This is a genomic window from Streptomyces sp. NPDC038280, from assembly GCF_055600045.1.
In genome coordinates, this window is the sequence record NZ_JBVJYZ010000003.1 from 433,521 (window position 1) to 460,501 (window position 26,981).

A 26,981-nucleotide genomic window follows, 5' to 3' on the forward strand; every position below is an offset into this window, starting at 1 on the left:
GGTGCCGGGCTCGGTCGGGCTGGATTCAGAGTTCGCGCAGGGCGGGCAGCAGGCTCTTCTCGGCCCAGTCGATGAAGGGCTGCTGCTGGTCGCCGCCGATCTGGACGAGGGCGACCTCCGTGAAGCCCGCGTCCACGAAGGGCCGCACGGCGTCGACGAAGGCGTCCACGTCGGAGCCGCAGGGGATGGCCCGCGCCACGTCCTCGGGCCGTACGAACTGCGTGGCTCCGGCGAATCCAGCCGGTCCCGGCAGCTCGGCGTTCACCTTCCAGCCGCCCCCGAACCAGCGGAACTGGTCGTGTGCGCGCGCGACGGCCGCGTCCTTGTCGGTGTCGTAGCAGACGGGCAGCTGCCCCACGCGGGGCTTGCCCGCCCCGCCGTGCCGGTCGAAGGCGTCCAGCAGCTCGCTCTTCGGTTCGGTGGCGATGACCAGGTCGGCCAGCTTGCCGGCGAGCTCGCAGGACCGGTCCCCGGACACCGCGACACCGATCGGCGGCGGCGCGTCGGGGAGGTCCCAGAGTTTCGCGTTCTCGACGTCGAAATAGGTGCCGTGATGGCTCACGTCGCCGCCGTCGAAGAGCGCCCGGATGATCTCGACCGCCTCTTCCAGCATGCCCAGCCGGACATGGGCGGCGGGCCAGCCCGCCCCCACGACGTGCTCGTTGAGGTTCTCGCCGGAGCCGAGGCCGAGTCGGAAGCGTCCCTCGGAGAGGAGCTGCATCGTCGCGGCCTTCTGGGCGACGACCGCGGGGTGGTAGCGCACCGTCGGACAGGTCACGTAGGTCATCAGCGGGATCCGCGAGGTGGCCTGCGCCGCGGCGCCGAGAACGCTCCAGGCGTACGGCGCGTGCCCCTGCGACTCCAGCCACGGAAAGTAGTGGTCGGACGTCACCGAGAAGTCGAAGCCGGCGTCCTCCGCCCGGACCACGTGCTCCACGAGCTCACGGGGGGCTGCCTGCTCGGTCATCATTGTGTATCCGATGTGCGCCATGACCCGCGCGTTGCCGCTGCGGGGGCCGCGAAACATGAGCCATGATCGCCTGCCGCGTTTCCACCCGTTCGGCCGGGGCAGCCGCACCAGTGGCCGGGGCGCTCCGTCGCGCGACGACGTGCGGGGAGCAGGCCCCCGGGGACGACGGGAGGCCACGGTGAGCGACCAGTACAGCGCACGCGACGGCGATCGCGCGCGGGCGGAGCACCAGCGGGAGAAGTCCGAGCATCTGCTGCACCGGGCCCGGCTCTCCACGGATCCGGCGGAGTCAGAACGGCTCCGCGCCCAGGGTGAGAAGCTCAAGGAGCAGAGCGAACGGGACCTGCGGGAGGAACCCGAGACGGAGCGCGGAGACCAGCACGAGGACTACCCCGGGTAGCCGCGTCAGGACGGCACGGTCCACGGTCGGAAGCCGGTTCGTACGATGAACGCGATCAAGGCAACGCCCCTCACGGATCCGGGTGACGCCACCCTCGGCTTCACGCTCATCAGCGTGATCCTGCACGCCGAGGGCCATGCCGACGTCCCCGTCCCGCTGCCCGCCCCCCATACGGCGCCCTTCGACATGAAGGAAGGCGCGGAGATCCGCATCGAACTCAGCTTCCGCCTGCGCAGGGCCGTCGAGGGGCTCAGGTTCGTCGATGTGAGAAAGCGACAGGGTGTGGTGGTCGGGACCTCGGAGACCGTACTGGGGAGCTATCGCCCCGGCGGCCCTTACAGCGTCGTCCTGCCGCCCGAACGGCTGCCGACCGGCCATCTGGCCCGGGACACGTACACCGTGACCGGGACGTTCTTCGACGCGCACGGCACGATCCTGGGCGACGAGACCCACTACTTCAGGATCACCAAGGACTGGTGACGACGATGACCCGCACAGCCGAACGGACGGACAGCCCGCACGGCGGGGAGACCGAGCACGGCGAGGCGTACGACGCCCGACCGTACCTGCCCCCGCGCGGCGGGCTTCCCGCGTACCGCCGCGCGGCCGCCGACTGCCGGGGATGCCCGCTCTTCGAGGAGGCCACCCGGACCGTCTTCGGCGAGGGCGACCCCCGGGCCCGGATCGTCCTGGTCGGCGAGCAGCCGGGCGATCAGGAGGACGTCCAGGGCGAGCCGTTCGTCGGGCCCGCCGGACGGCTGCTGCGCAAGGCGCTGCGCGAGGCGGGCATCGACGAGGAGACGGCGTATCTGACGAACGCGGTGAAGCATTTCAAGTTCACCGTCGCGGAACGGGGCAAGCGCCGCATTCACAAGGCCCCGAGCCTGCGGGAGATGACGGCCTGTCACCCCTGGCTGGAGGCGGAGCTGCGGCTGATCGGCCCCGAACTGGTGGTGGCTCTCGGCGCGACCGCGGGCAAGGCCCTGCTGGGGCCGTCGTTCCAGGTGAGCAAGGAGCGCGGCGCGCTGCTCCCGTCGCCCGACGGGGAGCCGTACCAGCAGGTGCTGGCCACCCTCCACCCCTCCGCGGTCCTGCGCTCCAAGGACCGCGAAGCGGCGTACGCGGGGCTCGTGGCCGATCTCAAGGTGGCCGCCCGGGCCCTGGACGGGGACCGTGGGCAAAGGGCCGCCGACTGATGACCGAACCGAACGGGACCCCGAGGGAGAGCGAGGTGGAGCCATGAGCCGGGCAGCTCTGTTCGATGTCGACGGAACGCTCGCCGACACCAACCATCTGCATGTGATGTGCTGGTGGGAGGCGTTCCGGCAGGCGGGACACCGGGTCGCGACTCATGCCATCCACCGCGCCGTGGGGCGTCCCAGTGAGGATCTGATCGCGCATCTTCTCGGCGACGACCGGGACAAGGACCAGGACGCCGCCCTCAGCGCCGCGCACAAGACCCTCTACGCCCAGTACTTCGAGCGGCTCTGTGCCCTGGACTCCGCCGGAAAGCTGCTGGAGACCCTGGCGGGCAGCGGATGGAAGGTCGTGCTGGTCACCTCGGCCGGCGGCGCCGAACTCGCCGCTCTGCGCAAGGCCATCGACGCGGACGACGCCATCACCGCCACCGGGAGCGCCGACGACGTGGACGAGGGCAAGCCCGCCCCCGAGCCCGTGGAACGGGCCCTCGAACAGGTGGGGGTGGCCGCGGCGGACGCCGTGTTCGTCGGCGACACCGTGTGGGACATGAAAGCGGCGAGCAGGGCCGGAGTCCGCTGCATCGGGCTGCTCTGCGGCGGCATTCCCCGCGCCGACCTGGAGGAGGCCGGCGCGTCGGCCGTGTTCGACGATCCCGCCGATCTGCTGGAGAACCTCGGCAGGAGCGCCTTCGGCGGCGGGTAGGGAAACGGGCCCTGCCCGCCGCCGGGCCATTGGGCCATCCGCCGGTCCTGTCGTGGCAGCCGGGGGAACCCGGGTGTGTCCAGGAATGAAAGGGGTATCGGGGGCGTATGCCCTCATATGTACGCGACAGTACCGCGTCTCTGCTGATCAACGGCTATGCCTGGCTTCCGGACCTGCGCCGCCGCAGCGAAGGCGCCCCCGTACGGACCCGGCTGCTGGGAAAGCCCGTGATCGCGCTCCACGGGCCGGAGGCAGTCGGGTTCTTCTACGACGAACAGCATGTGCGGCGCGCCGGAGCCCTTCCCGGCCCTGTGCTGGACACCCTCTTCGGCAGGGGAGCGGTGCACACCCTCGACGGTGAGGCCCACCGCGTGCGCAAAGCGATGTTCATGTCGCGACTCACCGACGCCGACGGCGTCGCCGCCCTGGTGGAGCGCGTACGGGCTGAATGGAAGCACCACCTGACGGGACGGCAGGGCAGGGAGGTCGTCCTCTTCGACGAGGCGGCGCTCGTCCTGTCCCGGGCGGTCTGCGCCTGGGCGGGCATTCCGCTCTCCGACGCGCGGACGCGGCGCATGGCCGAGGACGCGGTGGCCATGGTCGACGGATTCGCCACCCCCGGTCCCCGCCACCTGCGGGCCCGGCGGGCGCGGACCCGTCAGGAGGAGGCGCTGCGCCGCCTGGTCGAGGACGAGCGCGCGGCCCATGGGGCGACCGGGCCCTCCGGCCCGACGGGTCTGGCCGGCGCGGCGACGGGACACGGTCTGCCGGACGACGAGACCGCTTCGGGGCCGGTGATGGAGGCGGTGACCTGGCACCGCGAGGCGGACGGCGCGCTGCTGGACGGTCATACGGCCGCCGTGGAGCTGCTCAACGTCGTCCGGCCCACCGTCGCCATCGCCTGGTTCGTGGCCTTCGCCGCCCACGCCATGCACCGCTGGCCCGAACACCGCGAACGGCTCCGCGAGGGCGACTCCTCCTACGCGGAGGCGTTCGCGCACGAGGTGCGCCGGTTCTATCCGTTCACCCCGTTCGTCGGCGGCCTCGCCGCCGGTGAACTCGAGTGGGACGGCGAGACCATCCCCGCCGGCGCCGTGGTGCTGCTGGACGTCTACGGCCAGAACCACGACCCGGACCTGTGGCCGGCCCCCTACCGTTTCGATCCGGGGCGCTTCGTCGGCAGCGCGCCTTCCCGCGACGAGCTCATCCCGCAGGGCGGCGGTGACGCCCATACCGGCCACCGCTGCCCCGGGGAGGACATCACCGTGGCCGTGCTCGCCGCGCTGGCGGCGGAACTGGCCCAGCTGGACTTCACCGTTCCGGAGCAGGACCTCCGGATCTCCCTGCGGCGGATTCCGGCCCGCCCGCGCAGCGGCTTCCGGCTGGTGCTCTGACGGTCCCCTCGGCCGCCGCGGCAGGACGGCGGCGACCGGCCGGGGGCTCACTCGCCCCCGGCCGGCCCCTGTCCGTCCATGGGAACCCGGTACACCGCGAAGGCGCGGTCGATCACGGGCTGGGCGACATTGCGGACGCGTACCCCGCCGACGGTCATGCCGTGCTCGGCCCCCATATGGGCATGGCCGTGCACGATCAGATCGGCTCCCGCCGTGTCCACCGCCTCCGCGAGCAGGTAACTGCCGAGGAAGGGATAGATCTCCAGCGGCTCACCGGCGAGCGTGTCCGGCACCGGCGCGAAATGGGTGAGCGCGATCCGCACCGTGCAGCCGTCATCGGCCAGGCCCTCCAGGGCCTTGCGCAGCCCTTCGGCGCAGCGCCGCGAGTAGCGGACGAACGACTTCATCTCCTCTTCGCCGAACTCACCCCCGGAACGCCCGACGAACCCGCCGCCGAACCCCTTGGTGCCGGCGATGCCGACCCGGGCGCCGCCGATGTCGAGCCGTACGCCCTCGCCCTCCAGTACCGTCGTTCCGGCATCGGACAGTACGGCCGTGATAGAGGCCTCCTGGCCGCTGTGGTAGTCGTGGTTGCCCAGCACGGCGACCACCGGCACGGGCAGGTCGGCCACCTCGGCGGCGACGACCCGGGCCTCCTCGACCGTTCCGTGGCGGGTGAGGTCACCGGCGAGCAGCAGGACGTCGGCGCACTCCGCCAGGGTGTCGAACGCGGGCCTGAGCAGGCCTCCGTCGTTCTCACCGAGATGGATGTCCCCGACCGCGGCGACGCGGATCATGCCGCTCCCTCCGGCTGCTCGTGCCCCGGAGGGCTGTAGTGGACCACCAGCAGGTCGGACAGGACGCGCAGGCCGTCGAGCTCGGCCCTCGCGAGCGCCAGGATCTCGTCCCGGCGCTGCGCCGTGGACACCGTGCCGGAGAGCAGCACCGCGTCGCCGTGCACCTCGATCCGGATCCCCATCTCGGCGATGTCGCCACGGGCGAGCTTGTCCTCCAGGTGGGCGATGCGGTACTCCGGGCTTTCCGCTCCGGTCACGGCTTCTCCTCACGGCGTTCGATGACTCCGAGGCGTTCGAGCAGATAGATGAACGCGTCGGGCATGGGCTTGTTCTCGTACGTGTGCCTGAGCGCGTCCCAGTTGATCCGCTCCCGCAGGGTGCGCGCCACCGGGAGCAGGGCGCCGAAGTCGCAGTGGTGTTCGGAGAGGGAGGAGAGCAACCCGCACATGAGGTCGTCGGGTGCCAGAACGGGCATGTGGACCGAGTCGACGGGCAGGGTGTGCGCCCGCCCGAGCATGTCCGAGGTGACGGGCCCCTGCGCGGGCTCGAAGATCAGGTCGATCTCCTCGCCGCCGCACCGGGCCTTGAAGAGCCAGTCCTCAGGCGGCTGGCGGATGTCCAGCCCGGCCTGCTTGAGGACGCCGGCGACCGCCTCGGCGTCCTCACGTCTGATGTAGAAGTCGGTGTCGTGCTGGAGGTGCGCCGGCACTCCGTACGCGTGGGCGGCGACGCTTCCCGCCAGCGCGAACGGGCACTCGGCCTCCTTCAGGAGAGCCGCCACATGCTTCGTCGTCTCGAGGATGGCCTGGGTGTGGTCCACCGGCAGTGGATCGTCCGGCAACGCCACACCGCGCCCGCGATCCCGGGCCACCTCGTCGGTCCGGTTATTCACAGAGCTTCTGGTACCCATTTCACCTGAAATGATCCCAATCTTGCCTGGACGGCCGTCGTCCTGGCTGTGCGTCTTGCCCGTCGCGGCCCTGTCATGCGTGGGTGTGTCGCGTGGTGGGAAGCGGTGGCGGTCCCGGGCGCACGGCCCGGGGAGGGGCCCCATCGGACCGCTCCCCGGCGCACGGTCAGGCCAGCTTCTTCAGGAGCTCCTGGGCGAGCGGCGCCGCGGAGGCGGGGTTCTGGCCGGTGATCAGGTTGCGGTCGACGACCACCTTCGGGGCCCACGGCTCGCCCTCCTGGTAGTCGGCGCCCACCTCCATCAGGCGGTCCTGGAGCAGCCACTTCGCCTTCTCGGCGAGGCCGGCCTGGGTCTCCTCCGCGTTGCTGAAGCCGGTGAGCCGGTACCCCGCGAACGGCGACGTTCCGTCCTCCTCCCGCGCGGCCAGCAGGGCGGCGGGCGCGTGGCAGACCACGCCGAGCGGCTTGCCGGACCGCAGGGCACCGGCGAGCAGGCGCCCCGACTCGGCGTGCACGGCCAGATCCTCCATCGGGCCGTGGCCACCCGGGTAGAAGACGGCGTCGTAGGAGTCGAGGTGGACGTTCTCCAGGACGATCGGCTTGCGGAGCTCGTCGATCGCGGCGAGAGCGGCCCCGATCCGGTCGGCGGTCTCCTGCCCGCCATTGGCCTCGGGCGCCAGGCTCGCCCTGTCCACGGTCGGCACGACACCGCCGGGCGTCGCCACGACGACCTCGTGGCCCGCCGCCTTGAAGACCTCGTACGGCGCGACGACCTCCTCGGCCCAGAAACCGGTGGGGTGCTTCGTACCGTCGGCCAGCGTCCAGTGGTCGGCGCCGGTCACAACGAAAAGGATCCTTGCCATGTCACATCTCTCCGGGGGTGTGGGCGATCGTCAGCTTGGCGATGTCCTCGACCGTAGGCCGGATCAACCAGGAGAATCCAATAGGATCGCCACTATGACCGATAGAGATCCCAATGGGTCGACGGGAATAGGCCGACCGGGTCAGGGCGCCGCGGCCGGCCTGGCGGATCTCCAGCTGCTACGCACCTTCCTCGCCGTCCACCGGTCCGGGTCCTTCACCGCCGGGGCGCGGCTGCTGGGGCTGTCGCAGCCCACCGTCACCACCCAGATCCGCTCCTTGGAGCGGCAGCTCGGGCGCGAGCTGTTCGAACGCCTGCCGCGCGGCGTCGCCCCCTCGCCGTACGCGGACGAACTCGCCTCCAGGGTCGCCGCGCCCCTCGACGCCCTGGCCGCCGTCGTGGGCCCGTCCGGGCCGGGCGAGGACCGTCCGGCCGACCCCGTGCACCTGGCCGGCCCCGCCGAGCTGCTCTGCGTGCGCGCGGTGCCGGCCCTCGCCCCCCTGGTCGCCTCGGGCGTGCGCCTGCGCGTCATCACCGGCCTCACCGATCCGCTCCTCGACGAGCTCCGCGCGGGCCGGCACGACCTGGTCATCGCCACGAACCGGCCGCGCGGCCGGGCCCTGGCCGCCGTCCCGCTGACCGACGAGGAGTTCGTCCTGGTCGCGTCCCCCGCCGTCGCCGAACGGATCGGCGGCCCGGAGCGGGTCGCCGCCGACGGCCCCTCGGCCCTGCACGGCGTCCCTCTCGTCAGTTATGCCGAGGACCTGCCCATCGCCCGGCGCTACTGGCGGCACGTCTTCGGCCGCCGCCTCGGCGGCGAGGCCGCGGTCACCGTCCCGGACCTGCGGGGAGTGCTGTCCCTGGTCGCGGCGGGCAGTGGCTTCACGGTCCTGCCCCGCTATCTGTGCCTCGACGACCTCGCGTCGGGGGCGCTGGTGCTCCTCCACGACCCCGAGGACCCGCCGATCAACACCGGCTACCTCGTCCAGCGCCCCGGGGCGTCGGCCAACCCTCACATCGCTGTCGTACGGGACCGGCTCCTGCGGGCATCACGCAGCTGGTGAACCGCCCCCGCGCACGGGGTGAAGGCTGGGGAGAAGAGGCGTGAATCGGTGCCCTCCGGGCAGACGCCGCACACAGTCAGGAAGACGGAGCGCCCACGAAAGGAGGCGGAGGCGATGACCACGGAGCCGACACCCGAAGGCCCCGGGCCCGTGCCCACCCGGCCGGACCCCGTCCCGCACGAACCGCAGCCCCCGGAGCCCGCCACGGACCCGGCGCCGGCGCCGGACCCCGAGCCCGGGGACAGTCCCGAGCCCGAACCCCCGGACTGACCCGCAATCCGGTCGTCCCCGCACCGCGTCGCGACCGCTTCCCCGTGCGACGCGACCTGCGGTGACGGCTTGACGCCGGCCCCGGCCGGGGCGCGAAAGCGGCCTCGGACCGGGTCCGCTCAGCGAGAGGAAGCCGTCAGCGCCGCGCGGTCGAAGCCCAGCTCCCGCGCGAGTGCGTCGTCCGTCCACTCGAGCATCCTCGCCCGGGCGAGACCGCCGGCGTACGAGGTCATCTGCACGGCCAGTCCGTCGAGCAGGGCGGTGAGCCGCCAGGCCGCCGCGGCCGGATCCTCGCACCGGAACTCACCGGTCGCCGAGCCCTCCGCGATGACATCGGTCAGCGCCGCCTTCCACTGCTGGTCCAGCTCGCGGGTCACCTCCCGCAGCCCCGGCTCCCGCAGCGCCGCCGCCCAGCCCTCGATCCACAGCCGCCAGCCCTTGGCCTGACCGGTGGGGGCGTACCAGCGCACGGCGGCGTGCAGCCGTCGCACCGCGGTGGTGCGGCGGCCGAGCAGTTTCCGCAGATGGGCCAGGTCGCTCTCGGCGGCATGGGCGAAGGCCGCCGCGACGAGCTTCTCCTTGGAGGAGAAGTGGTAGAGCACCAGCGCGTTGCTCACCCCGAGGGCGGCCGCGACATCGGCGATACGTACGGCCGTCACCCCGCGCGCCTCGATCTGTTCGACTGCGGCGCGCAGCATGTCCTCGCGCCGTTCCTCCACGCTCAACCGGACTCTTGCCACGCCGTCACCCTACACAGGGCTTCCAACGGGCGGCCGCCGAACTCTTGACACCGTCTTGTGGCCCGGGCCACAGTCGCACTACTGACTGGCCATTCAGTCAGTTCCAGCGCTGCGTCCGTACGTCCCCGTGTCGTCTCCCCGTGCCGCCGTAGGAGTCCGCCGTGACCCAAGCACCGCCCGATCAGGCCGCCCAGACCGTCCCACGGACCCCCGATCTGTCCGACGGGTGGGGCGAACAGCGCACCCGGCTCCGCAAGGACCTGCGCCGCCTCGATGTGCTGTTCTTCCTCATCTGCACCCTCGTCGGACTCGACACCATCGGCTCGGTCGCCGCGCACGGCCCCCAGGGCCTCACCTGGATGGCGCTCCTCGCCCTCGCCTTCTTCCTGCCGTACGGGCTGCTCGTCGCCGAGCTGGGCTCCGCCTTTCCCGTGCAGGGCGGGCCCTACGCCTGGACCAGGCTGGCCTTCGGCCGGCTCACGGCCGGAATCAACCAGATCCTCTACTGGATATCCAACCCCGTCTGGGTCGGCGGCAGTCTGTGCATCATCGCCCTCACGACCTGGGAGCAGTTCTTCACGCCGCTGCCGGGACTGTGGAAGTACGCCGCCGGTCTCGTCTTCATCTGGGGCGGCGCGCTCGCCGTCGTCCAGTCCGTCAGGGTCGGCAAGTGGGTCCCGACAGCGGGTGCCGTCGCCAGGGTCGTGCTGCTCGGCTTCTTCCTCGTCTCCGTCGTCCTCTTCGCCGTCCGGCACGGGGTCCACGCCCTCCCGGCCGGCGAGTTCGCCCCCACCTACGCCGGGTTCATCGCCCTCGTACCCGTGCTGATCTTCAACTACGTCGGCTTCGAACTGCCCAGCTCGGCCGCTGAGGAGATGACCAACCCGCGCCGCGACATCCCCCTCGCCATCCTCCGCTCGGGCCTCGCCTCGCTCGTTCTGTACGGCGGCCCCATCCTCGGAATCCTCTTCGTCCTCCCCGCCGACAGGATAGGCAGCCTCGGCGGCTTCATCGACGCCTGCAAGGCCGTGTTCACCGTCTACGGAGGCCATATCGCCGCAGACGGCACCGTCACCCTCAGCGGCGCGGGCGCCGTCTTCGGTGGTGTCGCCGCGGCCGGCCTGATCGTCGGGCTGCTGACGTCGGGGGTCACCTGGGCCATGGGAGCCCACCGCGCCCAGGCGGTGGCCTGCGCGGACGGCGCGGGACCCGCCTGGCTCGGCGCCATCTCGGAGAAGCACGGCACGCCGGTCCGCGTCAACGTGCTCTCGGCGGTGCTCGCGTCCCTCCTCTTCGTCGTCGCGCTCAACCTGACCGAAGGCGACGGGGAGAAGTACTTCGCGGCGGGGCTCGGCCTGACGATCTGCACGACCTTCATCTCGTACGTGATCACCTTCCCGAGCCTGGTGGTCCTGCGCCGCAAGTACCCCGACGCGCCGCGCCCGTACTCCGTCCCCGGCGGCCGCGCGGGCGCCTGGACGGTCACCGTCCTCGCCACCGGGCTGGTCGCGTTCACCGTGGTCGTCCTCATCTGGCCCGGCTTCGGCGTCGGCTGGTTCGGCACCGGGGGATCGGCCGCCGACTCCCTTCCCGAGTCCTTCGCCGGCCAGCGCCTCGCGTACACACTGAGCCAGGTCGTACCGCTGGCGCTGTTCCTCGTCATCGGGCTGGTCTTCTACGCCCTCGGGGCCAGGACCCGCCGCGCCAAGGGATAGGCGCGCGGGGGAAGGGGGGAGCCGGCCTCGGCCGCCTCCCCCTACTCCTGCGAGCACCTGCCCCGACAGCTCCTTCGTGCTTCACGCGGACATGGTCGGCCTCTCTCGGCCGGCCGTGTCGAGCAGCAGTCTCGCGGCCACCGCCGTCCCGTCGGTGCGGACCGTGCCGGCCACGGCCTGCGCCCGGATGCGGATCTCGGGGGTCAGGGCCGTCTTGAGCGCGACCGACAGCGACTCGGTGGTCGCGGTCGGACCGTCGTGTTCCACACCGATGCCCAGGTCGGTCACCCGGCCGGCCCAGTACGGCTGGTCCGCCCCCTGGGGGAGCACCACCTGGGGCACGCCGGCCCGGGCGGCCGTCGTCGTGGTGCCCGCGCTGCCGTGGTGCACGACGGCAGCCACCCGGGCGAAGAGCGCCCGGTGGTTGGCCTCGCCGACAGCGAAGCAGTCGTCCCGGTCGTCGATCAGGTCGAAGTCGGCCCAGCCGCGTGAGAGGAGAACGCGGTGGCCCTGCGCGCGGACCGCCTCGATGGCCACCCGGGCGACGTCCTTCGATGCGCTCATGGGCATGCTGCCGAAGCCCACGTACACCGGCGGTGTGCCGGCGTCCAGGAACGCCACCAGCTCGGGCGGGAGCGGGCGTTCGTCCGGCCGGAACCACGCGCCGGTCTGCACGACGTCGAGGTCCGTCGGCTGCCACGGGCTCAGGACCGGGTCCGTCGCCAGCCACGGCTGGTCGGTGAAGGCATAGTCGCGGACGTTGTCCACCGGCGGCAGGCCGATCGACGCCCGCTGGGTGTTGAGCATCTCGCCGAACATCTCGTTCGCGTTCCGGGCGTCCACCTCCCACAGCTCCCGGTTGTCGCTCACCCCCGGCGGCAGCGGCCGGCCCCGCCGCGCGGGCGGCGGCTGGTGCGGCGACGGCAGGCTGATCGGCTGGTGGCTCACGTGCACGAAGCGGATACCGAGCTTCTCGGCGACCGACCGCGCGCCGGCCGTGACCGGCAACGGGCCGGTCGCCACCAGCGCCTCACATCCCTCGGCCGCCGCGGCGACCGTGCCGAACTGCGCGGCGATCAAATCGGCGGCGCGCTGAGCCAGACCCACCGCCGAACCCGGCGTCACCGATTTCACCAGTGGTCGCACCGGCTCGCCGACCGGCACCAGCGACACGCCGACACCGGCCAGCAGCTCCGCGAAATCCTCGTCCGGCGGCGCGCATACGCGTACCTCCGCGCCGACTTCGCGCAGCCGCACCGCGAGTCCGACCATCGGTTCGACGCTCCCGCGCGCCCCATAGGTCGACAACAACACACGCATTCCGCGGCTCCCGTTTTTCCAGGTTCTGGCTCAGGTCGGCGATTCTGCGGCACGACCCGGGCCTTGCCGCAAGCCCCCCGGTGGGCTATAAGTTGATCATGGATAGGGTTGAGGTGCCTTCCGCGCCCTCATCGCCGTCGCGCCCCCCGCAGTGGATCCGTACGCGGGGAACCAGTGCGGATGGGGCGAACCCCCGCTTCGCGACCGCGAGTTGAGCTCCCAGGTCCGGAGCCGTGTTCGCCACTCCGGCGGGCGATCACCAGCTTTCACGCCGTCGTGCGGCCGTACACCTGCTTCCCCAGCCACTGGCCACCGTCGACCGTCAGGCATTCACCTGTCAGGTACGAGGCCCGCTCGCCCAGCAGGAACAGCGACGCGTCGGCGATTTCCGCCGGGTCGGCGAACCGGCCCGCCGGCACGGTCGCCAGCACCTCGGCGCGGGCCTCGTCCGTCGCCCACAGCGCCGCGCCCGCGCCCTCCGTCTCGGTCGGTCCCGGGGCGACACAGTTCAACCGGATCCCCAGCGGCGCGAGTTCGACGGCGAGCGTACGCGTCATGGCGAGCACGCCCGCCTTGGCGGCCGCCGAGTGGACCGTGCCGGGGTGTCCGTGCCACGCGTAGGTGGCGATCACGGAGAGGACCGAGCCGCCGGTGCCCTGGGCGCGCAGCTGCCGGGCCACTGCCCTGGTGCAGTAGTACGAACCATTGAGGACGATGTCGATGACGGCGCGCCAGCCGCCCGGGCTGAGGTCGACACCCGGGACGACGAAGTTGCCCGCCGCGTTGTTGACCAGCCCGTCGAGCCGCCCGAAGCGGTCCACGGCGGCGGCCACCAGGGCGTCGACGGCCTCGGGGTCGCGTACGTCCGTCGGCACGGCGAGCGCCTGCGCGCCGTCCTTCTGCAGGAGGGCGACCGTCCCGTCCAGCCGCTCCGGCGTACGGCCCGCGACGACGACCCGCGCGCCCTCCGCGCCCAGGGCCCGCGCGATGGCGCGGCCGATACCGCTGCCGCCGCCCGTCACGATGTAGGTGCGACCGGTGAACTGCTTACTCATACGAGGACTCCATGGGCGTCGAGGGCGAGGGCGCCACCCGGGTGGACGAGCAGTGGGTTGACTTCGAGCTCGGCGAGCTCGGGGTGTTCGGCGGCGGCTTCGGCGAGGGCGCACAGGGCGGCCGCCGCGGCTTCGAGGTGGGCGCCGGGAGCGCCCCGCCATCCGGTGAGCAGCGGCGCGTGCCGCAGGGAGAGCAGCAGGTCACGGGCCCGCCGGGGGGTGAGAGGGGCCGCGGACAGGGCCGTGTCGGCGTGGAGTTCGGCGGTGACCCCGCCGATGCCGACCATGGCCACGGGCCCGAACGCCGGGTCGCGCCGCACGCCCGCGATGAGTTCGACGGCGTACGGGGGAGTGACCATCGCCTCCACCGCGTAGCGGTTGGCTCCGGTCGCCTCCTTCATCCGGCCGAACGCGGCCCGCAGAGCCGCCTCGTCGGAGAGGCCCAGTGCGACCCCGCCCGCCTCGGTCTTGTGCGCCAGGCCCATCGCCTTGAGGGCGAGCGGGTGCCCGACGCGGCCGGCCGCGGCCACGGCCTCGTCCTCCGTGCTGACGAACACGGCGGCGGGGAAGCCGAGTCCATACGAACACAGCAGCTCACGGACGGTCTCGTAGCCCCCTTCCGTGAGCGGCGGCGAGGCGGCGGGCGGCAGCGCGGCGGGTCCGGACGGCCGGGACCTTCGGACGGCGTCCGCCGCCGCCAGGGCACCAGCCGCCTGCTCGATCCGCTCGTACACGGGGATTCCCCCCTCCCGCAGGACCGCGAGCGCCGGAGTGTCCCTCGCCATGGTGTGCACGACAAGGGTGCGACCGGACTCCCTCGCCGCGTCGGCCAGTTCGCGGGCCACCTCGCACTCACGAGGTCCCTGCGCCGGATGCCCGGTCGCGTAGTCGCCGAAATAGCCCGTGAGGACGGTGGCGTCGGTGTCCCCGGACAGCAGCAGCGTCCGGGCGATCCGGGCGTACGCGCCGAGGTCCGCCTCGCCGGCCCCGGCGAGGTCGACCGGGTTGCCGCACCCGCCCACGGCGGGCAACTGCCCTCCGAGGGCCACCCGCGTCTCCTCCCCGAGCACCGGCACGTCGACCCCCCGCCCGGCCAGCGCGTCGGCGGCGAGCGCCCCCTGCCCGCCACTGTCCCCGACGACGGCGACGCGCAGGGGGCGGTCGCCCGACGGCCGGGACGCCGCGTCCCGAGGGGCCAGGAGGCACAGCGCCGTGTCCACGAGCTCGCCCGCCGTGTCCAGGAGGGACGCGCCCGCGTCCCGGCAGATCGCCGCCACCACCGCCCGGGCGCTCACCAGCGCGCCGGTGTGGGAGGCGGCCGCGCGGCCGGAGGCCTCGCCGCGGCCCACGGTGAGCAGCAGGACCGGCTTGCCGGCCGCGTGGGCCGCCGCGAGGGTGCGCGCGAACCGGCGGCCGTCGCGGAAGTCCTCGATGTACGCGGCGATCACCCGGGTCGCATCGTGGGCGATCAGCGCCTCGAGGGCGTCGACCGCGTCGATGTCCCGCTGGTTGCCCAGGGAGACGAAGCGGGAGAAGCCCTGCCCCGCGCGGGACAGCAGCCGTCCGATCTCCAGCGCGAGGTTGCCGCTCTGGGACACCAGCCCCACCGCCCCGGCGGGGAAGTCGCCCCAGCTGAGGCGGAGTTGCGTGGTGGTGTCGACGACCCCCATGCAGTTGGGACCGAGCAGCCGGGCCCCGTGCGCGGTGACCAGCGAGGCCAGTTCGTGCTCGGCCCCGGCGCCCTCGCCGCCGGAGGTGATGACCGTGAAGCAGCGGGCACCGGCCGCGAGGCCTTCGGCGACGACGGGCCTGACGTGCGGGGGCGGGACGGCGACCACGATGTGCTCGGGGGCCTCGGGCAGGGCGGCGAGACTCGGGTGGAACGGGACGCCGTCGAGTTCCCCGCCGCTCCGGTTGACCAGGCGCACGGTGCGGCGGTGGCGCCCGGCGAGGGCACCGGTGGCAAGCCAGTACCCCCACTTCTCCGGATTGCCGGACGCGCCGACGACAGCGACCGACGCCGGATCGAACAGCGCGTCCAGGCTCATCCGTACCACCCGAAGCGCTCGGCGATCACGGGCAGCCGGTCGGCGACGAGGGCGTGCGCCGCCGCCCGCGGCGTCGATCCGTCGGCCTCGGCACGCGCCAGCACCTCGTCGATGAGGGCCCGCATCGAACGTCGGATGTGCGCGAACGCCTCCTCGGCGTCGGCCCCGATGTCCCCGAAGAGGGTCCACCACCACCACGCGTTGGTCGCGGAGTTGACGACGACGTCCGGCAGTACGGTGATCCCTCGCGCCGCCAGCAGCGCCTCCGCCTCTGCCAGTACCGGCATATTGGCGGCCTCGACGATCCAACGGGCCGTCACCGACGCCTGGTTGGCGGCGTCGATGGCGTACGACACGGCGGCCGGGACCAGTACGTCGGCGTCGGCGGACAGCCAGGCGTCGCCCGGCAGTTCGCGGTCGTCCTCGCGCAGGACGGCCCGGTCCACCGTGCCGTAGGCGTCGCGGGCCCCGAGTAGCGCCTCGACGTCCAGGCCGTCGGGGTTGGCGACGGTGCCCTTGACGTCGGCCACGGCGACCACCTTCAGCCCGGCCGCGGCCAGGAACCGGGCGGTGGCGCCGCCCATGGTGCCCAGACCCTGCACGGAGACCCGTGTCCCTCGGTAGGCCACCCCGGCCCGGTCCAGTGCCGCGAGGACGGACTCGGCGACCCCGCAGCCGCCGGCCAGTTCGTCGAGGCCGATGCCGTCGACGTGGACGGCGAACGCGTCGGCGAGCCGCCCGCGCGCGGCCTCCTCGTCGTCGAGGAGCCGGTAGACGGCCTGGACCGACGAGACCAGACCCGCTTCGGCGGCCGCCCGGTCGACGACGTCCTGGGTGAGACCCAGGTCCTCCCCGGTGGTCCAGAAGTGCTCGACGTACGGCCGCATCGCCCGCAGATAGCGGACGAGGAGCCCGTACGCCCCGGGGTCGCGCGGGTCGCAGTCGATACCGCCCTTGGCACCGCCGAGCGGGATGTACCGCGCGTCGGGGCTGTAGTGCAGGGCCTCTTTCATCGTCATGCCGCGCGCCAGCCCCGTAACCTCGTCGAGGGTGCACCCCTCGCGCATCCGCAGTCCGCCGCTGGCCACGCCGCGTACGAGACGGTCGATCACCAAGTGCCCCTGACGGCCGGTGACATGGTCCGTCCAGGTGAGGGAGACCAGGGGAGTGGCCGCCGGAGAAGTGGTCGTCATCAGGAGGTCTCCTCGGGAACGGTGATGAGGGTGGGGCCAGGGATGGAAAGTGCCCGCGCGAAGGCCTCGCCGAACTGCCCCGGTGAGCGCACCCGCTCCCCGCCACCGCCGTAGGCGCGGGCCAGCCCGGGCAGGTCGACGGGCGCGAGGTCGACGGCCGTCGGGACCTCCCCGCGTGCGGCCATCTCGTCACGGATCTCGCCGTAGCCGCCGTTGTCGAAGACCACGACGGGCAGCGGCAGCCGCAGCTGCGCGGCCGTCGCCAGTTCCTGCACGGAGAACTGCAGCCCGCCGTCTCCGCTGAGCGCGACGACCTGCCGGTCGGGGAACGCGGTCTTGGCTCCGATCGCGGCGGGCAGGGCGTAGCCGAGCGTGCCGAAGCCGGTGGGGTGCAGATACCGGCCGCCCGGGCCGACGGGCAGATGCGGAAGCGCGCCGTAGTAGCAGCACTGGGCGCTGTCCGAGGTGATGACGGCGTCCTCGGCGAGCAGGGAGCGCATGACCCGGAGATACGGGATCCAGCGCGCGTCCCGGTCGCGGGTCTCGGCGTCCCGCGCGGCGACCAGCGCGGCGGCCTCCTCTCCGACTCCGGGCGCGTCGCCCTCCACTGACGGTCCGAGCGCCGCCAGCAGCCCCCACAGGGCCCCGAGCGCTTCCCGCGCGTCCCCCACGAGTCCCACGTCGGCGGGACGCGGCCCCGCGTAGATCTGCGCCGGGTCCACATCGACCCGTATCAGCGTGCCGTTCAGCTCCGGGAGGGGCGCCCACAGATCCGACTCGGCCAGTTCCGTGCCGACGGCGAGCACGGCGTCCCGGTCCACGAGCCACTTCTGGACGGCGGGGCTGTGCAGCGACACCCCGACGGAGAGCGGGTGGGTCTCCGGGACGACACCCTTGCCGTTCGCCGTGGTGACCACCGGCGCGCCCACCAGCTCGGCGAGGGCCAGGCATTCGGCGGCCGCTCCCCGGGCGCCCCCGCCGAGCACGAGGGCCGGGCGTCGCGCCCTGCGCAGGACGTCGGCGGCGCGCCGCGCATCGGCGGGATGGGGCGCCGCCACGACGGGGGACGGGGCGAGCCGCGCCGGGCCCGCGGGCTCCGCGGCCTCCAGCAGATCGAGCGGCACCTCGATGTGCGCCGGGCGGGGCCGGCCCGTACGGAACAGGGTGAACGCCCGCGCCACCGCCTCACCGATCTCCCCGACCGATGACACCCGGTGACTGAACGCGGCGACCGAGCGCATCGCCTCCGTCTGACCGCGCGTCTCGTGCAGCAGCCCGGTGGACAGCCGGGGATGCCGCAGCGGCATACCGGGCGAGACGACCAGCAGCGGGACACTGTCCGAGTACGCCTGCCCCACCGCCGCCGCGATGTTCAGCAGGGCGGGCCCGGTGGTGGTGAGGGCGACTCCGGGACGACCGCTCACCCGCGCGTAGGCGTCGGCCGCGTACCCCGCGCCCTGCTCGTGACGAGGTGTCACATGACTGATGGCGTACGGCCGCAGATGGCGGTAGATCTCCAGATTGTGCGTACCGGGAATGCCGAACGCGGTCGTGACGCCGTGCGCCGCCAGGGCGCGGACCACCGCCTCGCCACCCGTCATCTTCCCCGTGCGCGCGGACCGGCTCATCACAGGCTCCGCGAGATCAGCAGGCGCATGATGTCGGAGGTGCCTTCCTCGATCTCCTCCAGCTTCGCGTCACGCATCCACTGCTCCACCGGGTACTCCCGCGAGTAGCCCCAGCCGCCCAGTGTCTGTACGGCCGCCCAGGTGCAGTACGCCGCCGTCTCCGACGCCGTCAGCTTGGCCATCGCCGCCTCGGTCGTCGCGTCGAGCCCCGCGTCGAGCCGCTTGGCCGCCCGCCAGGTCATCAGCCGGGCCTGCTCGACGCGGGTGCGCATGTCGGCCAGGCGGAAGGCCACCGCCTGGTGCTCGACGATCGGCCTGCCGAACTGCCGGCGGTCCCGGGCGTAGTCGCGGGCGTACTCGTACGCGGCCCTGGCCACCCCGGTCGCCGCCGCGCCCAGCACCGCTCGCGAGATGTCGAAGGTTCGCATGAGGCCGTGGAAGCCCTGGCCCTCGTCGCCGAGCCGGTCGGCCTCCGGGACGAAGGCGTCGGTGAAGAAGATCTCCCGGCAGACGATCGCCCGCTGGCCCATCTTGCGCATCGGCTCCCCGAAGGTGACCCCGCTCGCGCCCTTGCGGAAGAGGAACGCCGTCACGCCCCGGGAGCGCAGCGCCGGATCAGTCGTGGCGAAGACGACGTACTGCTCGGCCTCTCCCGCGTTGGAGATCCAGGACTTCTGGCCGTTCAGCAGATAGCCGCCGTCCGTGCGGGTCGCCGTCGTCACGATGGACGCGGCGTCCGAGCCCGCGCCGGGCTCGGTGGTGGCCAGCGAGGTCATCGGGGTGTCCGGACCGGTCAGCGGGGTGAGCCAGGCCTCCTGCTGGTCCTTGGTGCCGAGCGCCAGCAGCGGGTCCGCGTAGAAGCCGTTGGAGCAGAGGAGGTTGCCGATGCCGAGGTCACCGACGCACAGCTCCTCCTGCGCCAGGCACTGGGTGAAGACGTCGGTGAAGCCGCCGCCGCCGTACTCCTCGGGAAGCATGAAGCCGGTGATGCCGACCCGCGCCGCCTTGCGCCACAGGTCCCAGGGGGTCTCTATGTCGGCCTCGTCCACGGCGCGCGCTCGCGGGCGTATCTCGTCGCGTGCGAAGGCGCGGGTGAGCTCGATGATGTCGCGCTGCTCGGGGGTGAGCGGGACCAGCTCGGTGGGGAGGTCGGACATGGTGCCTCCAGATACGGCGACGGCGTCAATTAACTGAACCGTCAGTCAGTATCTGGAGGCGCGGCGGGGCGTGTCAACGAGTCGGACTACTGAATCATGACTCAGTAGAGCGGGTGGCTGTCACCCGGCGGGGGAGACGGGTGGGGGCGGCGGTTCCGGCACTCCGTGCGGCGAGACCTCCGCGGAGCTCAGGGACTCCGACGGAGGCGACACGTCCTCGGTCCGCGGCTCGTTCTCGGTCGGCGTGCCGGTGTCCGGGGATGTATCGGGGGCGGGCGACTCGGGCGATTCGGGGGCGGTCGACGGGCACGCGCTCGGACCACCCGGCGGGACGGCCCCACCGGTGACCGTGACGCACGGCAGCGGCGACGACGGGCCCGTGGAGTCGGACTCCGAAGCGGGCTTCGACGGCGATCCCGAGGGCGAGTCGGAGTGCGAGACCGACGGAGGGTGCTTAGGAGGCGCGGTCTCCTTGTCCTTCTTGCCCTCCGAGTCGCCGCGACGGCGAGCGATCCAGTCGCCGTTCTTGGCGTCGAAGATGACGAAGACGTTCACGACCTTCACGGAGGGGGCGACGATCACGACGTTCGACGCCCGGAAGCCGGGCCACGCGGCACCGGTCGTCCGGGGCGGAGTCCGCTGGGCCACCGGCGGCGTCAGCGGATTCCCGCAGGCGCAGCGCACCCTCGGCACTCCCCGGTTGTCGACGAGCACGGCCGTGCCGGTCTGGAGGACGGCCTGATAGGTGGTGGCGGAGCCGTCGCGGTACCCGTGGTTGGTGACCTGGGTGTCCACGCGCAGCTGAAGCGGTGTGAGCGAGCGCAGATACCCGGCGACGGCGTTCGGCTGGATGCCCAGGACCGACGCGAAGGACGCGTTCTTGGCCGGGACAGCGCTCAGATAGTCGATCTGCTTCTCGACATCGCAACTGGCGACCTTCATGGTCCCCCCGTACAGACCCGGCGCCGAACCGTTCACACTGCGGGTGGCGTTGGTCGGGCCCGGGGTGGTCGGGCTCGGCAGCGCGGCCGGGGACTCGGGCGCCGGGGCCTTCGCGGCCGTGGACGGTGTGTACGGATTGGGCCCCGTGGCGGCCGCCGGCTGGAGGGCCACCTCGCCGCCCGCGCCGTTGCCGCCCCCGTCCGAACGGGTGAGGACGATGGTCAGCGCCACCGCCGCGACGACCACCGCGGTGAGGGCCGCGATCTTCGGGACCGAGCGCCACCAGGGGCCGCCGTCCCCGCCCGCCCGGCCGCCGCGACCGCGGCCGTCACCGCCGCCCGTACCGCCGGGGGGCCCGGGCGGGGGCGGCGGACCGCCCGACTCCGGGCTGGATGAGGGGCCCGAGAGGGGTCCCGAAGGGGGGCCTGTGGGCGGGCCGGAGGGCGGGTGCGACGTCACGATGTGTCCCTTCTTCCGTTCCGCGCCCCATTGTGTGGGCCGCGGGATGACTCCGCACCGCGACCCGGGGCTGTCGGGAGCAACAGACCACGACCGCCTGCGGACGTGGCTTCGCCCTCGGAACATCACGCCGGCATCGCCCGCCGAGGATGACGGCTCCAGTGCCCACGCCAGCGGCCGCGCCTCGCGCGACCCGTTCCCGGCCCCGAAGGAATTTGAGTACATGTCAGCGACCGGACCGTTCATGACCGTCTTCGCATACGTGTCCGCCCGGACCCCCGACCGGACCGTCCGGGGGGGCGCGCGCCCAGGGTCCGGCCTAGCGTGGCAGCGTGAGCCGTCAGGGACCCACCACGCGCAGCGGCGCCCAGCGCGCCCTTCACGACTGGGGCGACGCTCTCCTCGCCGTCGTGGCAGGACTGGCCGCCATGGTCGTCATCGCCGCCCTCGGGCTGTGGGCGGCCGGCGCCGGAGACCTGCCGGGCGGCGGCTTCCCGAGCGTCGTCGCGGCCGTCGTCGTGATGGCGGCCGGCGGCGACGTGGGCATCGCCGGAGACGCCGGCCCCCTCGCCGGAACCGACGCCGCACTCACGGCCATGCCCCTCTCGGTGGCCCTTGTCGGAGCGCTCACCACCGGCGTCTGTTTCCTCCGGCCGCTGCGCCACCGGGCCGTCGCCGGCACCGGCGAACTCCTCGGCAGGGTCGCCCGTACGACCGTGCTCTGGCTGGCCGCGCTGGCCGGCCTGACCGCCCTCGCCCGGCACACCTTCGATCTCACTCCGGACCTCGGGCAGGACGAGCTGGCCGACATCGTCGGCGAACTCCTGGAGGGCGCCGTCACCGTCGGCTTCCGTGCCGATCCCGGCCCCACCCTGCTCTACGGCCTGCTCTGGATCCTCGGCGTGCTCGCCATGGCCCTGTTGGTCTCTCGCAGGGCCCCGCTCCCGGCCAGGCTGGTCCGCTATCAGGAACCCGTGAGGCCCGCGGCGTTCGCGATGCTGCTCCTGCTCCTGGTGTACGTCGTGCTCGCCCTGGTCATCGGCGTCGTGGTGGCGGCGACCCGGGGCCACGCCGCCTCCACCTTCGCAGTCGTCCTCCTGGGACTGCCGAACGTCGCCTGGCTGGCCCTCGGGCTCGGTATCGGCGGCTCCTGGGAGGGCAAGGTCGAGGGGCCCTTCGGCCTGCCGATGCCGCATGTCCTCGACGAGGTCCTGCGAGGCCGCGAGACCACCACCCTCGATGTGTCCGCCCTCGCCTCGGCCGACGAGCGCGCCTGGTGGCTCGTCCCCATTGCCGCCCTTCTGCTCCTGGCTGCGGCGTTCGCCATGGCGGTGCGCTCCCCGGCCCGGATGCGGCTCTGGCAGCACGCCCTCCACATGGGCGTCGCCTTCGCCCTGACCATGCTGGTCGTCTGCCCCGTCACCCGGCTCTACGCCCGCTACGGCCTGTCGCTCCTCGGGATCGGTGACGTCGGCGGGCTCGGCGGCCAGGTCGCCCTGCGGCCGCATTTGTGGACCACGGTCGGCCTGGCCCTGCTGTGGGGCCTGGTCACGGGCTTCATCGGCGGACTGCTCGCCTCGCACGTACACCGGCGGGGCGAGGTCGACCAGGCGGACGGCGCCGGTCCCGCCTAGAGCGCGTATCGAGTCGTGATCATCGGGTGGTCCTGGTGAGGTGTTTGATCCAGATCATCGAGGCGTGCAGGTGGAGACTGGCGAGGTAGCTGTCGGGAGTCTTGTCGTATCGGGTGTCTCACCGTCCCAGTTCCGGCCTCCTGGTACGTCACGCTCTGGGGCGGGTGAGGCACGTGGAGCCGACGTGAGCCGACCGGTGCACTGATGTCCGGGCGGGGACTCATGGGACATGGCCCGGCACCCGGCTCAGGTTCCGGGGAGGATACGGCGCGTTTCGTAGGCCCACATCGCGATCTCGACCCGGTTGCGGGCGCCGAGTTTGGCCATCAGGCTGGCCAGATGCGTCTTCACCGTGCTGAGGCTGATGTGCAGTGCATCGGCGATCTCGGTGTTGGTCAGCCCGCGAGCGACGGCGAGGAGCACCTGCTCCTCGCGGGCGGTGACGGGGGAGACCGGCTGGGCCACGGGCCGGCCGGCGGGCAGGTCCGCGAATGCCTGGAGCAGACGGACGGTGACGCTGGGCGCGATGAGCGCCTCACCGTCGGACGCCGACCGTACGGCGTGCGCCAGAAGGTCCGGTCCCGTGTCCTTGAGGAGGAATCCGCGGGCGCCGGCACGTAGTGAGCCGTAGACGTACTCGTCGAGGTCGAACGTGGTGATGACGACCACGGCCAGCGGGTCGGCGACACCCGGGCCGGCGACCAGCCGGGTGGCCTCGAGCCCGTCGAGTACGGGCATGCGGATGTCGAACAGGCAGACGTCGGGGCGTAGTTCGCGGGCCAGACGTACCGCTTCCCGCCCGTCGGCGGCCTCGCCGACCACCTCGATGCCGGGCTGGGCGTTCAGCATGATCCGCAACCCGGTGCGGATGATCGTCTGGTCGTCAGCGACGAGGACGCGAATGGACACCGCTCTCGCTCCTCGCTCTCGGCAGTTCGGCTTCGACATGCCAGCCCCGGTCGGTACCCGGGCCGGCTCGTAGTGTGCCGCCGAGCAGGGTCGCGCGCTCGCGCAGTCCGGTAAGTCCGTATCCGTCGCGACCCCGGCCGGTGCGCCGGCCGTTGTCGCGCACGCTCACCCGTACCGTGTGCCGTTCCGCGGCGACCCGAACGACGAGCTCGGTCGCGTCGACCGCATGGCGCAGCGCGTTGGTCACCGACTCCTGCACGATCCGGTAGACGGCCGCGTCCACGGCCGGGGGCAGCGCGTCCAGTTCGCCGTCGAGCCCCAGGTCGACCCTGAGGCGACCACCCGGGGTGCGCACCAGGCGCTCCAGATCCGCGACTCCGGCAGGGGGCGCCAGCTCGGCGCCGACCCCGTGGTCGCGCAGCGCGGCGACCATGGCGCGCATTTCCTCCAGCGTGCGCGCCCCTTCCTCCTCGACCCCCTCCAGCGCCTCGACGGCGGCGGACGGGTCGGTGCCCGCGAGCACCCGGCCCGCCTGGGCGATGATCACCATGGCCGACACGTGGTGGGCCACCGTGTCGTGCAGCTCCCGGGCGAGTTGCTCGCGCTCGCGGGAGCGCACCTGCTCCAACTGCCGCTCGCGAGCGGTCACCCGGAACCGCACGGCAGCCCCGACCACGCCGGGCAGCAGCAGGAAGACGAAGCCCACGACCTTTTCGACGACCGGGGTCTCGTCCGTGACGACACACAGCGCGCCGACCGCGATGATCACCGCGCCGCCCAGCACGATCTCGCGTCCCGATCCCCACCGGGGCAGCGCGTACACCAGCACGAGCACGACCGCGCCGGTGTACAGGCCGACCGGCTCGCGCGGTGCGGCGACGAGCGAGGCCACCGGAAGCAGGATCACCGAGCCGAACGCCAGCGTCACCATCGCCAGCGGGCGGGTCCGGCGCCACAGGGGCAGCAGGCACAGCCATACGGCGAACACCACCGCCACCGGCCGCCACACGACGTTCTCGCGCAGGGTGGCCTCCAGCGCCACACCGGCAAGGCCCGCGGCGAGCAGCGCCCAGTCCCGCCGCACCCGGGCGGGCGCGTCGGGCGGCCGGGGTTCGGTCCACAGGGTTCGCAGGTCGTCTCGGAGCACGGTTCTCAGCCTAGGGACCGCGGCGTGCCGCGCATCGGCCGAAAGGACGGGTCGTACTCCGCCCCGGGGCCGACGGATCCGCGGCCCGCGGGCCGATGCCGCGGAGCGCCGTGGCGACGAGCCTCGGCATCGTCGGCCGTACAAGGACGGCCGACGAGGTGGTTGGAGGAACCGATGCTCTCGAAAGCCCTGTTGCGCCTGGGCGCAAGCGCCGCCCGCCATCCCTGGCGGGTGATCGCGGCATGGCTGATCGCCGCCACGCTCGCCGTCCTCGCCGCCGTCGCCTTCGGCGGGCGGACCGCGGACTCGATGACCGCTCCGGGACTGGACTCCCAGCGGGCCGCGGAACTGATCGAGCGGGCAGGCACCGGCCAGGAGGGGATGACCGCCCAAGTGGTCGTCACCCCCCTCGACGACGGTGCGACGTTCTTTGACGACGGCGCGCGCACCGCTCTCACGCGGCTGCGGGCCGAGGTGAAGCGGCTGCCGCACGTGCTTGGCACGAGCGACCCGGCGGCGGCGCTCGACACGCGCGGGGACACTGCCGTGCGCGGCGGACTTGTCTCGGCCGACGGGCGGATCGCGGTCGTCCGGGTGCAGTACCCCGACCAGAGCCGGCTGTCGGCCGAAGACCTCGACGCCCTCGTCGATCTCGGCGGCCGACTGCGCGCCGAGCTGCCGCTGCGCATCGAGATGGGCGGGAACCTCTTCTACGCCTTCTCCGACCCCGACGGCGGCGCAAGCGAGCTGATCGGCCTCCTCGCCGCGGCCGCGATCCTGTTCCTGGCGTTTGGTTCGCTCGTCGCCGCCGCGCTCCCTATCGGCATGGCGGTCTTCGGGCTGACCGTCGGGGTCGCCACGATGACGGTACTGGCGGGGGTGACAGAGGTCCCCACCTTCGCACCGGTCCTGGGCAGCATGGTCGGGCTCGGAGTGGGCATCGACTACGCGCTGTTCGTGCTCGCCAGGCACCGGGAGTACCTCGCGTGCGGGCTAGATCCGCAGGCGGCGGCCGGACGAGCGGTGGCAACGGCGGGGCGGCCGGTGGTCTTCGCCGGCGGCACCGTCGTCGTCTCGATCCTCGGGCTGGCGGTCGCGAACGTGCCGTTCATGACGGTGGGCGGGGTTGCCGTCTCGATCGTCGTCCTGACGATGGTGCTCGCGTCGGTGACGCTGCTGCCGGCCTTCCTCGGCGCGGCGGGCCCGCGCCTGGCCCGGGCCGGCCGGATCGGCCGGGCTCTGCAGACCAGGAAGCTGGGCCGACTCGCACGGTGGCGGGACCCGGCGGCAGGCGCCGCCCACGCCGCCGGGTGGCGTCGCTGGATCGGCCACGTCAGCCGGCACCCGGTGCCGTACGCGGTCGGCGCGGCGGGGCTGCTGCTGACCGCGACGCTGCCCGTGCTCGGCCTGCGCGTCGGCCTGCCCGACGACGGCTCACTGCCTCAGAGCCGTACCGAGCGCCGGGCCTACGACCTCGTCGCCGAGGGGTTCGGCCCGGGCACCAACGGTCCCCTCGTCATCGCCGCGGACCTCACCGGTGATCCGGGAGTGATGGACCGACTCGTCGGGGCGGTCGCGGCGGATCCGGGCATCGCATCCGTCGCGCCGACGCACATCGATCGGGCCACCGGCATCGCGACCCTCGTGGTGTTCCCGACCACCAGCCCTCAGGACAAGGCCACGGCCGACACCATCGCCCGGCTGCGCACCGACGTGCTGCCCACGGCGATCGGGCACGGCCCGGCCAGGGCCCACGTCGGCGGCGCCGCCGCGAGCCTGTCCGATGTGGGCCAACGCACCAGCCAACGCCTGCCGGTGTTCGTCGCCGCTGTGCTGGCGATGTCGTTCCTGCTGCTGATGCTGGTCTTCCGCTCGATACTCGTACCGCTCAAGGCGGTACTGCTGAATCTGCTGAGCATCGGCGCGGCCTACGGCATCATGGTCGCGGTCTTCCAGTGGGGCTGGGGAGGCGCACTCATCGGGCTGGAAGCGACGGTTCCGATCGTGTCGTTCATCCCGACGTTCCTCTTCGCCATCCTGTTCGGCCTGTCGATGGACTACGAGGTGTTCCTCCTCGCGCGCGTCCGTGAGGAGTACGTGCGCACCGGCGACAACAGCACGGCGATCGTGGAGGGCGTCTCCGGCACCGCCCGGATCATCACGTCGGCCGCCCTCATCATGGTGGCGGTCTTCCTGTCCTTCGCCGTCGCCGAGGACCCCTCCACCAAAATGTTCGGGCTCGGCCTGGCCAGCGCGATCTTCATCGACGCCACGGTCGTACGCATGGTGCTGGTACCGGCGACCATGACACTCCTCGGCCGGACCAACTGGTGGCTGCCGAAGTGGCTGGACTGGATGTTTCCCCGCGGCCCGGTCGGCACCGACGACACCGACGCGGAATCCACGGGTGAGGTCCCGCGTCCACGGCTGGTTGACCGTTGACTCAACTCCTGCCCGCCCTTGGCG

Annotated in this window: 25 protein-coding genes; 10 read left to right on the forward strand and 15 right to left on the reverse strand. The window is 72.7% G+C overall.

The annotated features are described in order from the left end of the window. Positions 1-25: 25 nt before the first annotated feature. Positions 26-991 carry an LLM class F420-dependent oxidoreductase gene (locus tag ACZ7J0_RS10305; RefSeq protein WP_470885855.1) on the reverse strand — a complete coding sequence of 322 codons (966 nt, stop codon included), beginning with the start codon at positions 989-991 and terminating at the stop codon, positions 26-28. A gap of 157 nt (positions 992-1,148) precedes the next feature. On the opposite strand from ACZ7J0_RS10305, the gene ACZ7J0_RS10310 reads away from it, so the two are divergent. The 5 genes from ACZ7J0_RS10310 (at position 1,149) to ACZ7J0_RS10330 (ending at position 4,666) form a co-directional block, all read left to right on the forward strand. Then, positions 1,149-1,370, forward strand: a complete 222-nt coding sequence (locus ACZ7J0_RS10310; RefSeq protein WP_470885857.1) for a DUF6381 family protein — start codon at positions 1,149-1,151, stop codon at positions 1,368-1,370. A 45-nt stretch (positions 1,371-1,415) separates the two neighbouring features. Beyond that, positions 1,416-1,850 (forward strand): rho GDP-dissociation inhibitor, encoded by a 435-nt coding sequence (locus tag ACZ7J0_RS10315; protein ID WP_469119942.1) that lies wholly within the window; start codon positions 1,416-1,418, stop codon positions 1,848-1,850. A 5-nt stretch (positions 1,851-1,855) separates the two neighbouring features. Beyond that, complete coding sequence (locus tag ACZ7J0_RS10320; RefSeq protein ID WP_470885859.1) at positions 1,856-2,566, forward strand: UdgX family uracil-DNA binding protein; 711 nt, start codon at positions 1,856-1,858, stop codon at positions 2,564-2,566. 43 nt (positions 2,567-2,609) lie between these two features. Continuing rightward, positions 2,610-3,272, forward strand: coding sequence for an HAD family hydrolase (locus ACZ7J0_RS10325; protein WP_470885861.1), 663 nt, complete (start codon positions 2,610-2,612; stop codon positions 3,270-3,272). A 107-nt stretch (positions 3,273-3,379) separates the two neighbouring features. Beyond that, the gene (locus ACZ7J0_RS10330) at positions 3,380-4,666 is read left to right on the forward strand and encodes a cytochrome P450 (RefSeq protein WP_470885863.1); all 1,287 of its coding nucleotides are present in this window, start codon (positions 3,380-3,382) and stop codon (positions 4,664-4,666) included. 47 nt (positions 4,667-4,713) lie between these two features. Here the strand turns inward: ACZ7J0_RS10330 and ACZ7J0_RS10335 are convergent, their stop codons facing one another. From ACZ7J0_RS10335 to ACZ7J0_RS10350, 4 genes are all read right to left on the reverse strand, one after another. After that, positions 4,714-5,463, reverse strand: a complete 750-nt coding sequence (locus tag ACZ7J0_RS10335) for a metallophosphoesterase family protein (protein ID WP_470885865.1) — start codon at positions 5,461-5,463, stop codon at positions 4,714-4,716. Beyond that, complete coding sequence (locus tag ACZ7J0_RS10340; RefSeq protein WP_468707819.1) at positions 5,460-5,720, reverse strand: BON domain-containing protein; 261 nt, start codon at positions 5,718-5,720, stop codon at positions 5,460-5,462. The genes ACZ7J0_RS10335 and ACZ7J0_RS10340 overlap by 4 nt, the downstream gene beginning before the upstream one ends. Then, complete coding sequence (locus ACZ7J0_RS10345) at positions 5,717-6,355, reverse strand: nucleotidyltransferase family protein (protein WP_470885867.1); 639 nt, start codon at positions 6,353-6,355, stop codon at positions 5,717-5,719. The genes ACZ7J0_RS10340 and ACZ7J0_RS10345 overlap by 4 nt, the downstream gene beginning before the upstream one ends. A 184-nt stretch (positions 6,356-6,539) precedes the next feature. Then, positions 6,540-7,235 carry a type 1 glutamine amidotransferase domain-containing protein gene (locus tag ACZ7J0_RS10350; RefSeq protein ID WP_470885869.1) on the reverse strand — a complete coding sequence of 232 codons (696 nt, stop codon included), beginning with the start codon at positions 7,233-7,235 and terminating at the stop codon, positions 6,540-6,542. Between the two features lie 94 nt (positions 7,236-7,329). Here ACZ7J0_RS10350 and ACZ7J0_RS10355 point away from each other — a divergent pair, with 94 nt between their 5' ends. Together ACZ7J0_RS10355 and ACZ7J0_RS10360 are read left to right on the forward strand one after the other, a co-directional pair. After that, on the forward strand, positions 7,330-8,298 hold the full coding sequence (locus tag ACZ7J0_RS10355; protein ID WP_470885871.1) for a LysR family transcriptional regulator: 969 nt from the start codon (positions 7,330-7,332) through the stop codon (positions 8,296-8,298). Between the two features lie 114 nt (positions 8,299-8,412). Next, complete coding sequence (locus tag ACZ7J0_RS10360; protein ID WP_470885873.1) at positions 8,413-8,568, forward strand: hypothetical protein; 156 nt, start codon at positions 8,413-8,415, stop codon at positions 8,566-8,568. A 119-nt stretch (positions 8,569-8,687) separates the two neighbouring features. On the opposite strand, the gene ACZ7J0_RS10365 is transcribed toward ACZ7J0_RS10360, so the two are convergent. Next, positions 8,688-9,308, reverse strand: a complete 621-nt coding sequence (locus tag ACZ7J0_RS10365; RefSeq protein WP_470885875.1) for a TetR/AcrR family transcriptional regulator — start codon at positions 9,306-9,308, stop codon at positions 8,688-8,690. A 161-nt stretch (positions 9,309-9,469) separates the two neighbouring features. Here ACZ7J0_RS10365 and ACZ7J0_RS10370 point away from each other — a divergent pair, with 161 nt between their 5' ends. Beyond that, positions 9,470-11,023 (forward strand): APC family permease, encoded by a 1,554-nt coding sequence (locus ACZ7J0_RS10370; protein ID WP_470885877.1) that lies wholly within the window; start codon positions 9,470-9,472, stop codon positions 11,021-11,023. Positions 11,024-11,104: 81 nt separating this feature from the next. Here the strand turns inward: ACZ7J0_RS10370 and ACZ7J0_RS10375 are convergent, their stop codons facing one another. The 7 genes from ACZ7J0_RS10375 to ACZ7J0_RS10405 form a co-directional block, all read right to left on the reverse strand. After that, complete coding sequence (locus tag ACZ7J0_RS10375; protein WP_470885879.1) at positions 11,105-12,343, reverse strand: glycosyltransferase; 1,239 nt, start codon at positions 12,341-12,343, stop codon at positions 11,105-11,107. 266 nt (positions 12,344-12,609) lie between these two features. Next, entirely contained in the window at positions 12,610-13,398 is a 789-nt protein-coding gene (locus ACZ7J0_RS10380; RefSeq protein WP_470885881.1) for a glucose 1-dehydrogenase, read from the reverse strand. Next, complete coding sequence (locus tag ACZ7J0_RS10385) at positions 13,395-15,446, reverse strand: acetate--CoA ligase family protein (protein ID WP_470885883.1); 2,052 nt, start codon at positions 15,444-15,446, stop codon at positions 13,395-13,397. The genes ACZ7J0_RS10380 and ACZ7J0_RS10385 overlap by 4 nt, the downstream gene beginning before the upstream one ends. Then, a complete protein-coding gene (locus tag ACZ7J0_RS10390; RefSeq protein ID WP_470885885.1) occupies positions 15,443-16,639 on the reverse strand; it encodes a Glu/Leu/Phe/Val dehydrogenase dimerization domain-containing protein in 1,197 nt (398 codons plus the stop codon). The genes ACZ7J0_RS10385 and ACZ7J0_RS10390 overlap by 4 nt, the downstream gene beginning before the upstream one ends. Next, positions 16,639-18,267 carry a thiamine pyrophosphate-binding protein gene (locus ACZ7J0_RS10395; RefSeq protein ID WP_470885887.1) on the reverse strand — a complete coding sequence of 543 codons (1,629 nt, stop codon included), beginning with the start codon at positions 18,265-18,267 and terminating at the stop codon, positions 16,639-16,641. The genes ACZ7J0_RS10390 and ACZ7J0_RS10395 overlap by 1 nt, the downstream gene beginning before the upstream one ends. Beyond that, complete coding sequence (locus ACZ7J0_RS10400) at positions 18,267-19,424, reverse strand: acyl-CoA dehydrogenase family protein (protein WP_470885889.1); 1,158 nt, start codon at positions 19,422-19,424, stop codon at positions 18,267-18,269. The genes ACZ7J0_RS10395 and ACZ7J0_RS10400 overlap by 1 nt, the downstream gene beginning before the upstream one ends. A gap of 120 nt (positions 19,425-19,544) precedes the next feature. Further along, complete coding sequence (locus ACZ7J0_RS10405) at positions 19,545-20,828, reverse strand: DUF6777 domain-containing protein (protein WP_470886061.1); 1,284 nt, start codon at positions 20,826-20,828, stop codon at positions 19,545-19,547. A 329-nt stretch (positions 20,829-21,157) separates the two neighbouring features. Here ACZ7J0_RS10405 and ACZ7J0_RS10410 point away from each other — a divergent pair, with 329 nt between their 5' ends. After that, positions 21,158-22,459, forward strand: coding sequence for a streptophobe family protein (locus tag ACZ7J0_RS10410; RefSeq protein ID WP_470885891.1), 1,302 nt, complete (start codon positions 21,158-21,160; stop codon positions 22,457-22,459). Positions 22,460-22,705: 246 nt separating this feature from the next. Here the strand turns inward: ACZ7J0_RS10410 and ACZ7J0_RS10415 are convergent, their stop codons facing one another. Beyond that, entirely contained in the window at positions 22,706-23,368 is a 663-nt protein-coding gene (locus tag ACZ7J0_RS10415) for a response regulator (RefSeq protein WP_470885892.1), read from the reverse strand. Beyond that, positions 23,343-24,515 (reverse strand): sensor histidine kinase, encoded by a 1,173-nt coding sequence (locus ACZ7J0_RS10420; RefSeq protein WP_470885894.1) that lies wholly within the window; start codon positions 24,513-24,515, stop codon positions 23,343-23,345. Before ACZ7J0_RS10420 ends, ACZ7J0_RS10415 begins: the two co-directional genes overlap by 26 nt. Positions 24,516-24,689: 174 nt before the next feature. Here ACZ7J0_RS10420 and ACZ7J0_RS10425 point away from each other — a divergent pair, with 174 nt between their 5' ends. After that, on the forward strand, positions 24,690-26,957 hold the full coding sequence (locus ACZ7J0_RS10425; protein ID WP_470885896.1) for an MMPL family transporter: 2,268 nt from the start codon (positions 24,690-24,692) through the stop codon (positions 26,955-26,957). The last annotated feature ends 24 nt before the right edge of the window (positions 26,958-26,981 follow it).

Coding starts and splice junctions, on each gene's coding strand:
- ACZ7J0_RS10305 (WP_470885855.1), bottom strand. CDS start 991: ATGGCGCACATCGGATACACAATGATGACCGAGCAGGCAGCCCCCCGT.
- ACZ7J0_RS10315 (WP_469119942.1), top strand. CDS start 1,416: ATGAACGCGATCAAGGCAACGCCCCTCACGGATCCGGGTGACGCCACC.
- ACZ7J0_RS10320 (WP_470885859.1), top strand. CDS start 1,856: ATGACCCGCACAGCCGAACGGACGGACAGCCCGCACGGCGGGGAGACC.
- ACZ7J0_RS10325 (WP_470885861.1), top strand. CDS start 2,610: ATGAGCCGGGCAGCTCTGTTCGATGTCGACGGAACGCTCGCCGACACC.
- ACZ7J0_RS10330 (WP_470885863.1), top strand. CDS start 3,380: ATGCCCTCATATGTACGCGACAGTACCGCGTCTCTGCTGATCAACGGC.
- ACZ7J0_RS10335 (WP_470885865.1), bottom strand. CDS start 5,463: ATGATCCGCGTCGCCGCGGTCGGGGACATCCATCTCGGTGAGAACGAC.
- ACZ7J0_RS10350 (WP_470885869.1), bottom strand. CDS start 7,235: ATGGCAAGGATCCTTTTCGTTGTGACCGGCGCCGACCACTGGACGCTG.
- ACZ7J0_RS10355 (WP_470885871.1), top strand. CDS start 7,330: ATGACCGATAGAGATCCCAATGGGTCGACGGGAATAGGCCGACCGGGT.
- ACZ7J0_RS10360 (WP_470885873.1), top strand. CDS start 8,413: ATGACCACGGAGCCGACACCCGAAGGCCCCGGGCCCGTGCCCACCCGG.
- ACZ7J0_RS10375 (WP_470885879.1), bottom strand. CDS start 12,343: ATGCGTGTGTTGTTGTCGACCTATGGGGCGCGCGGGAGCGTCGAACCG.
- ACZ7J0_RS10380 (WP_470885881.1), bottom strand. CDS start 13,398: ATGAGTAAGCAGTTCACCGGTCGCACCTACATCGTGACGGGCGGCGGC.
- ACZ7J0_RS10385 (WP_470885883.1), bottom strand. CDS start 15,446: ATGAGCCTGGACGCGCTGTTCGATCCGGCGTCGGTCGCTGTCGTCGGC.
- ACZ7J0_RS10390 (WP_470885885.1), bottom strand. CDS start 16,639: ATGACGACCACTTCTCCGGCGGCCACTCCCCTGGTCTCCCTCACCTGG.
- ACZ7J0_RS10395 (WP_470885887.1), bottom strand. CDS start 18,267: ATGAGCCGGTCCGCGCGCACGGGGAAGATGACGGGTGGCGAGGCGGTG.
- ACZ7J0_RS10400 (WP_470885889.1), bottom strand. CDS start 19,424: ATGTCCGACCTCCCCACCGAGCTGGTCCCGCTCACCCCCGAGCAGCGC.
- ACZ7J0_RS10425 (WP_470885896.1), top strand. CDS start 24,690: ATGCTCTCGAAAGCCCTGTTGCGCCTGGGCGCAAGCGCCGCCCGCCAT.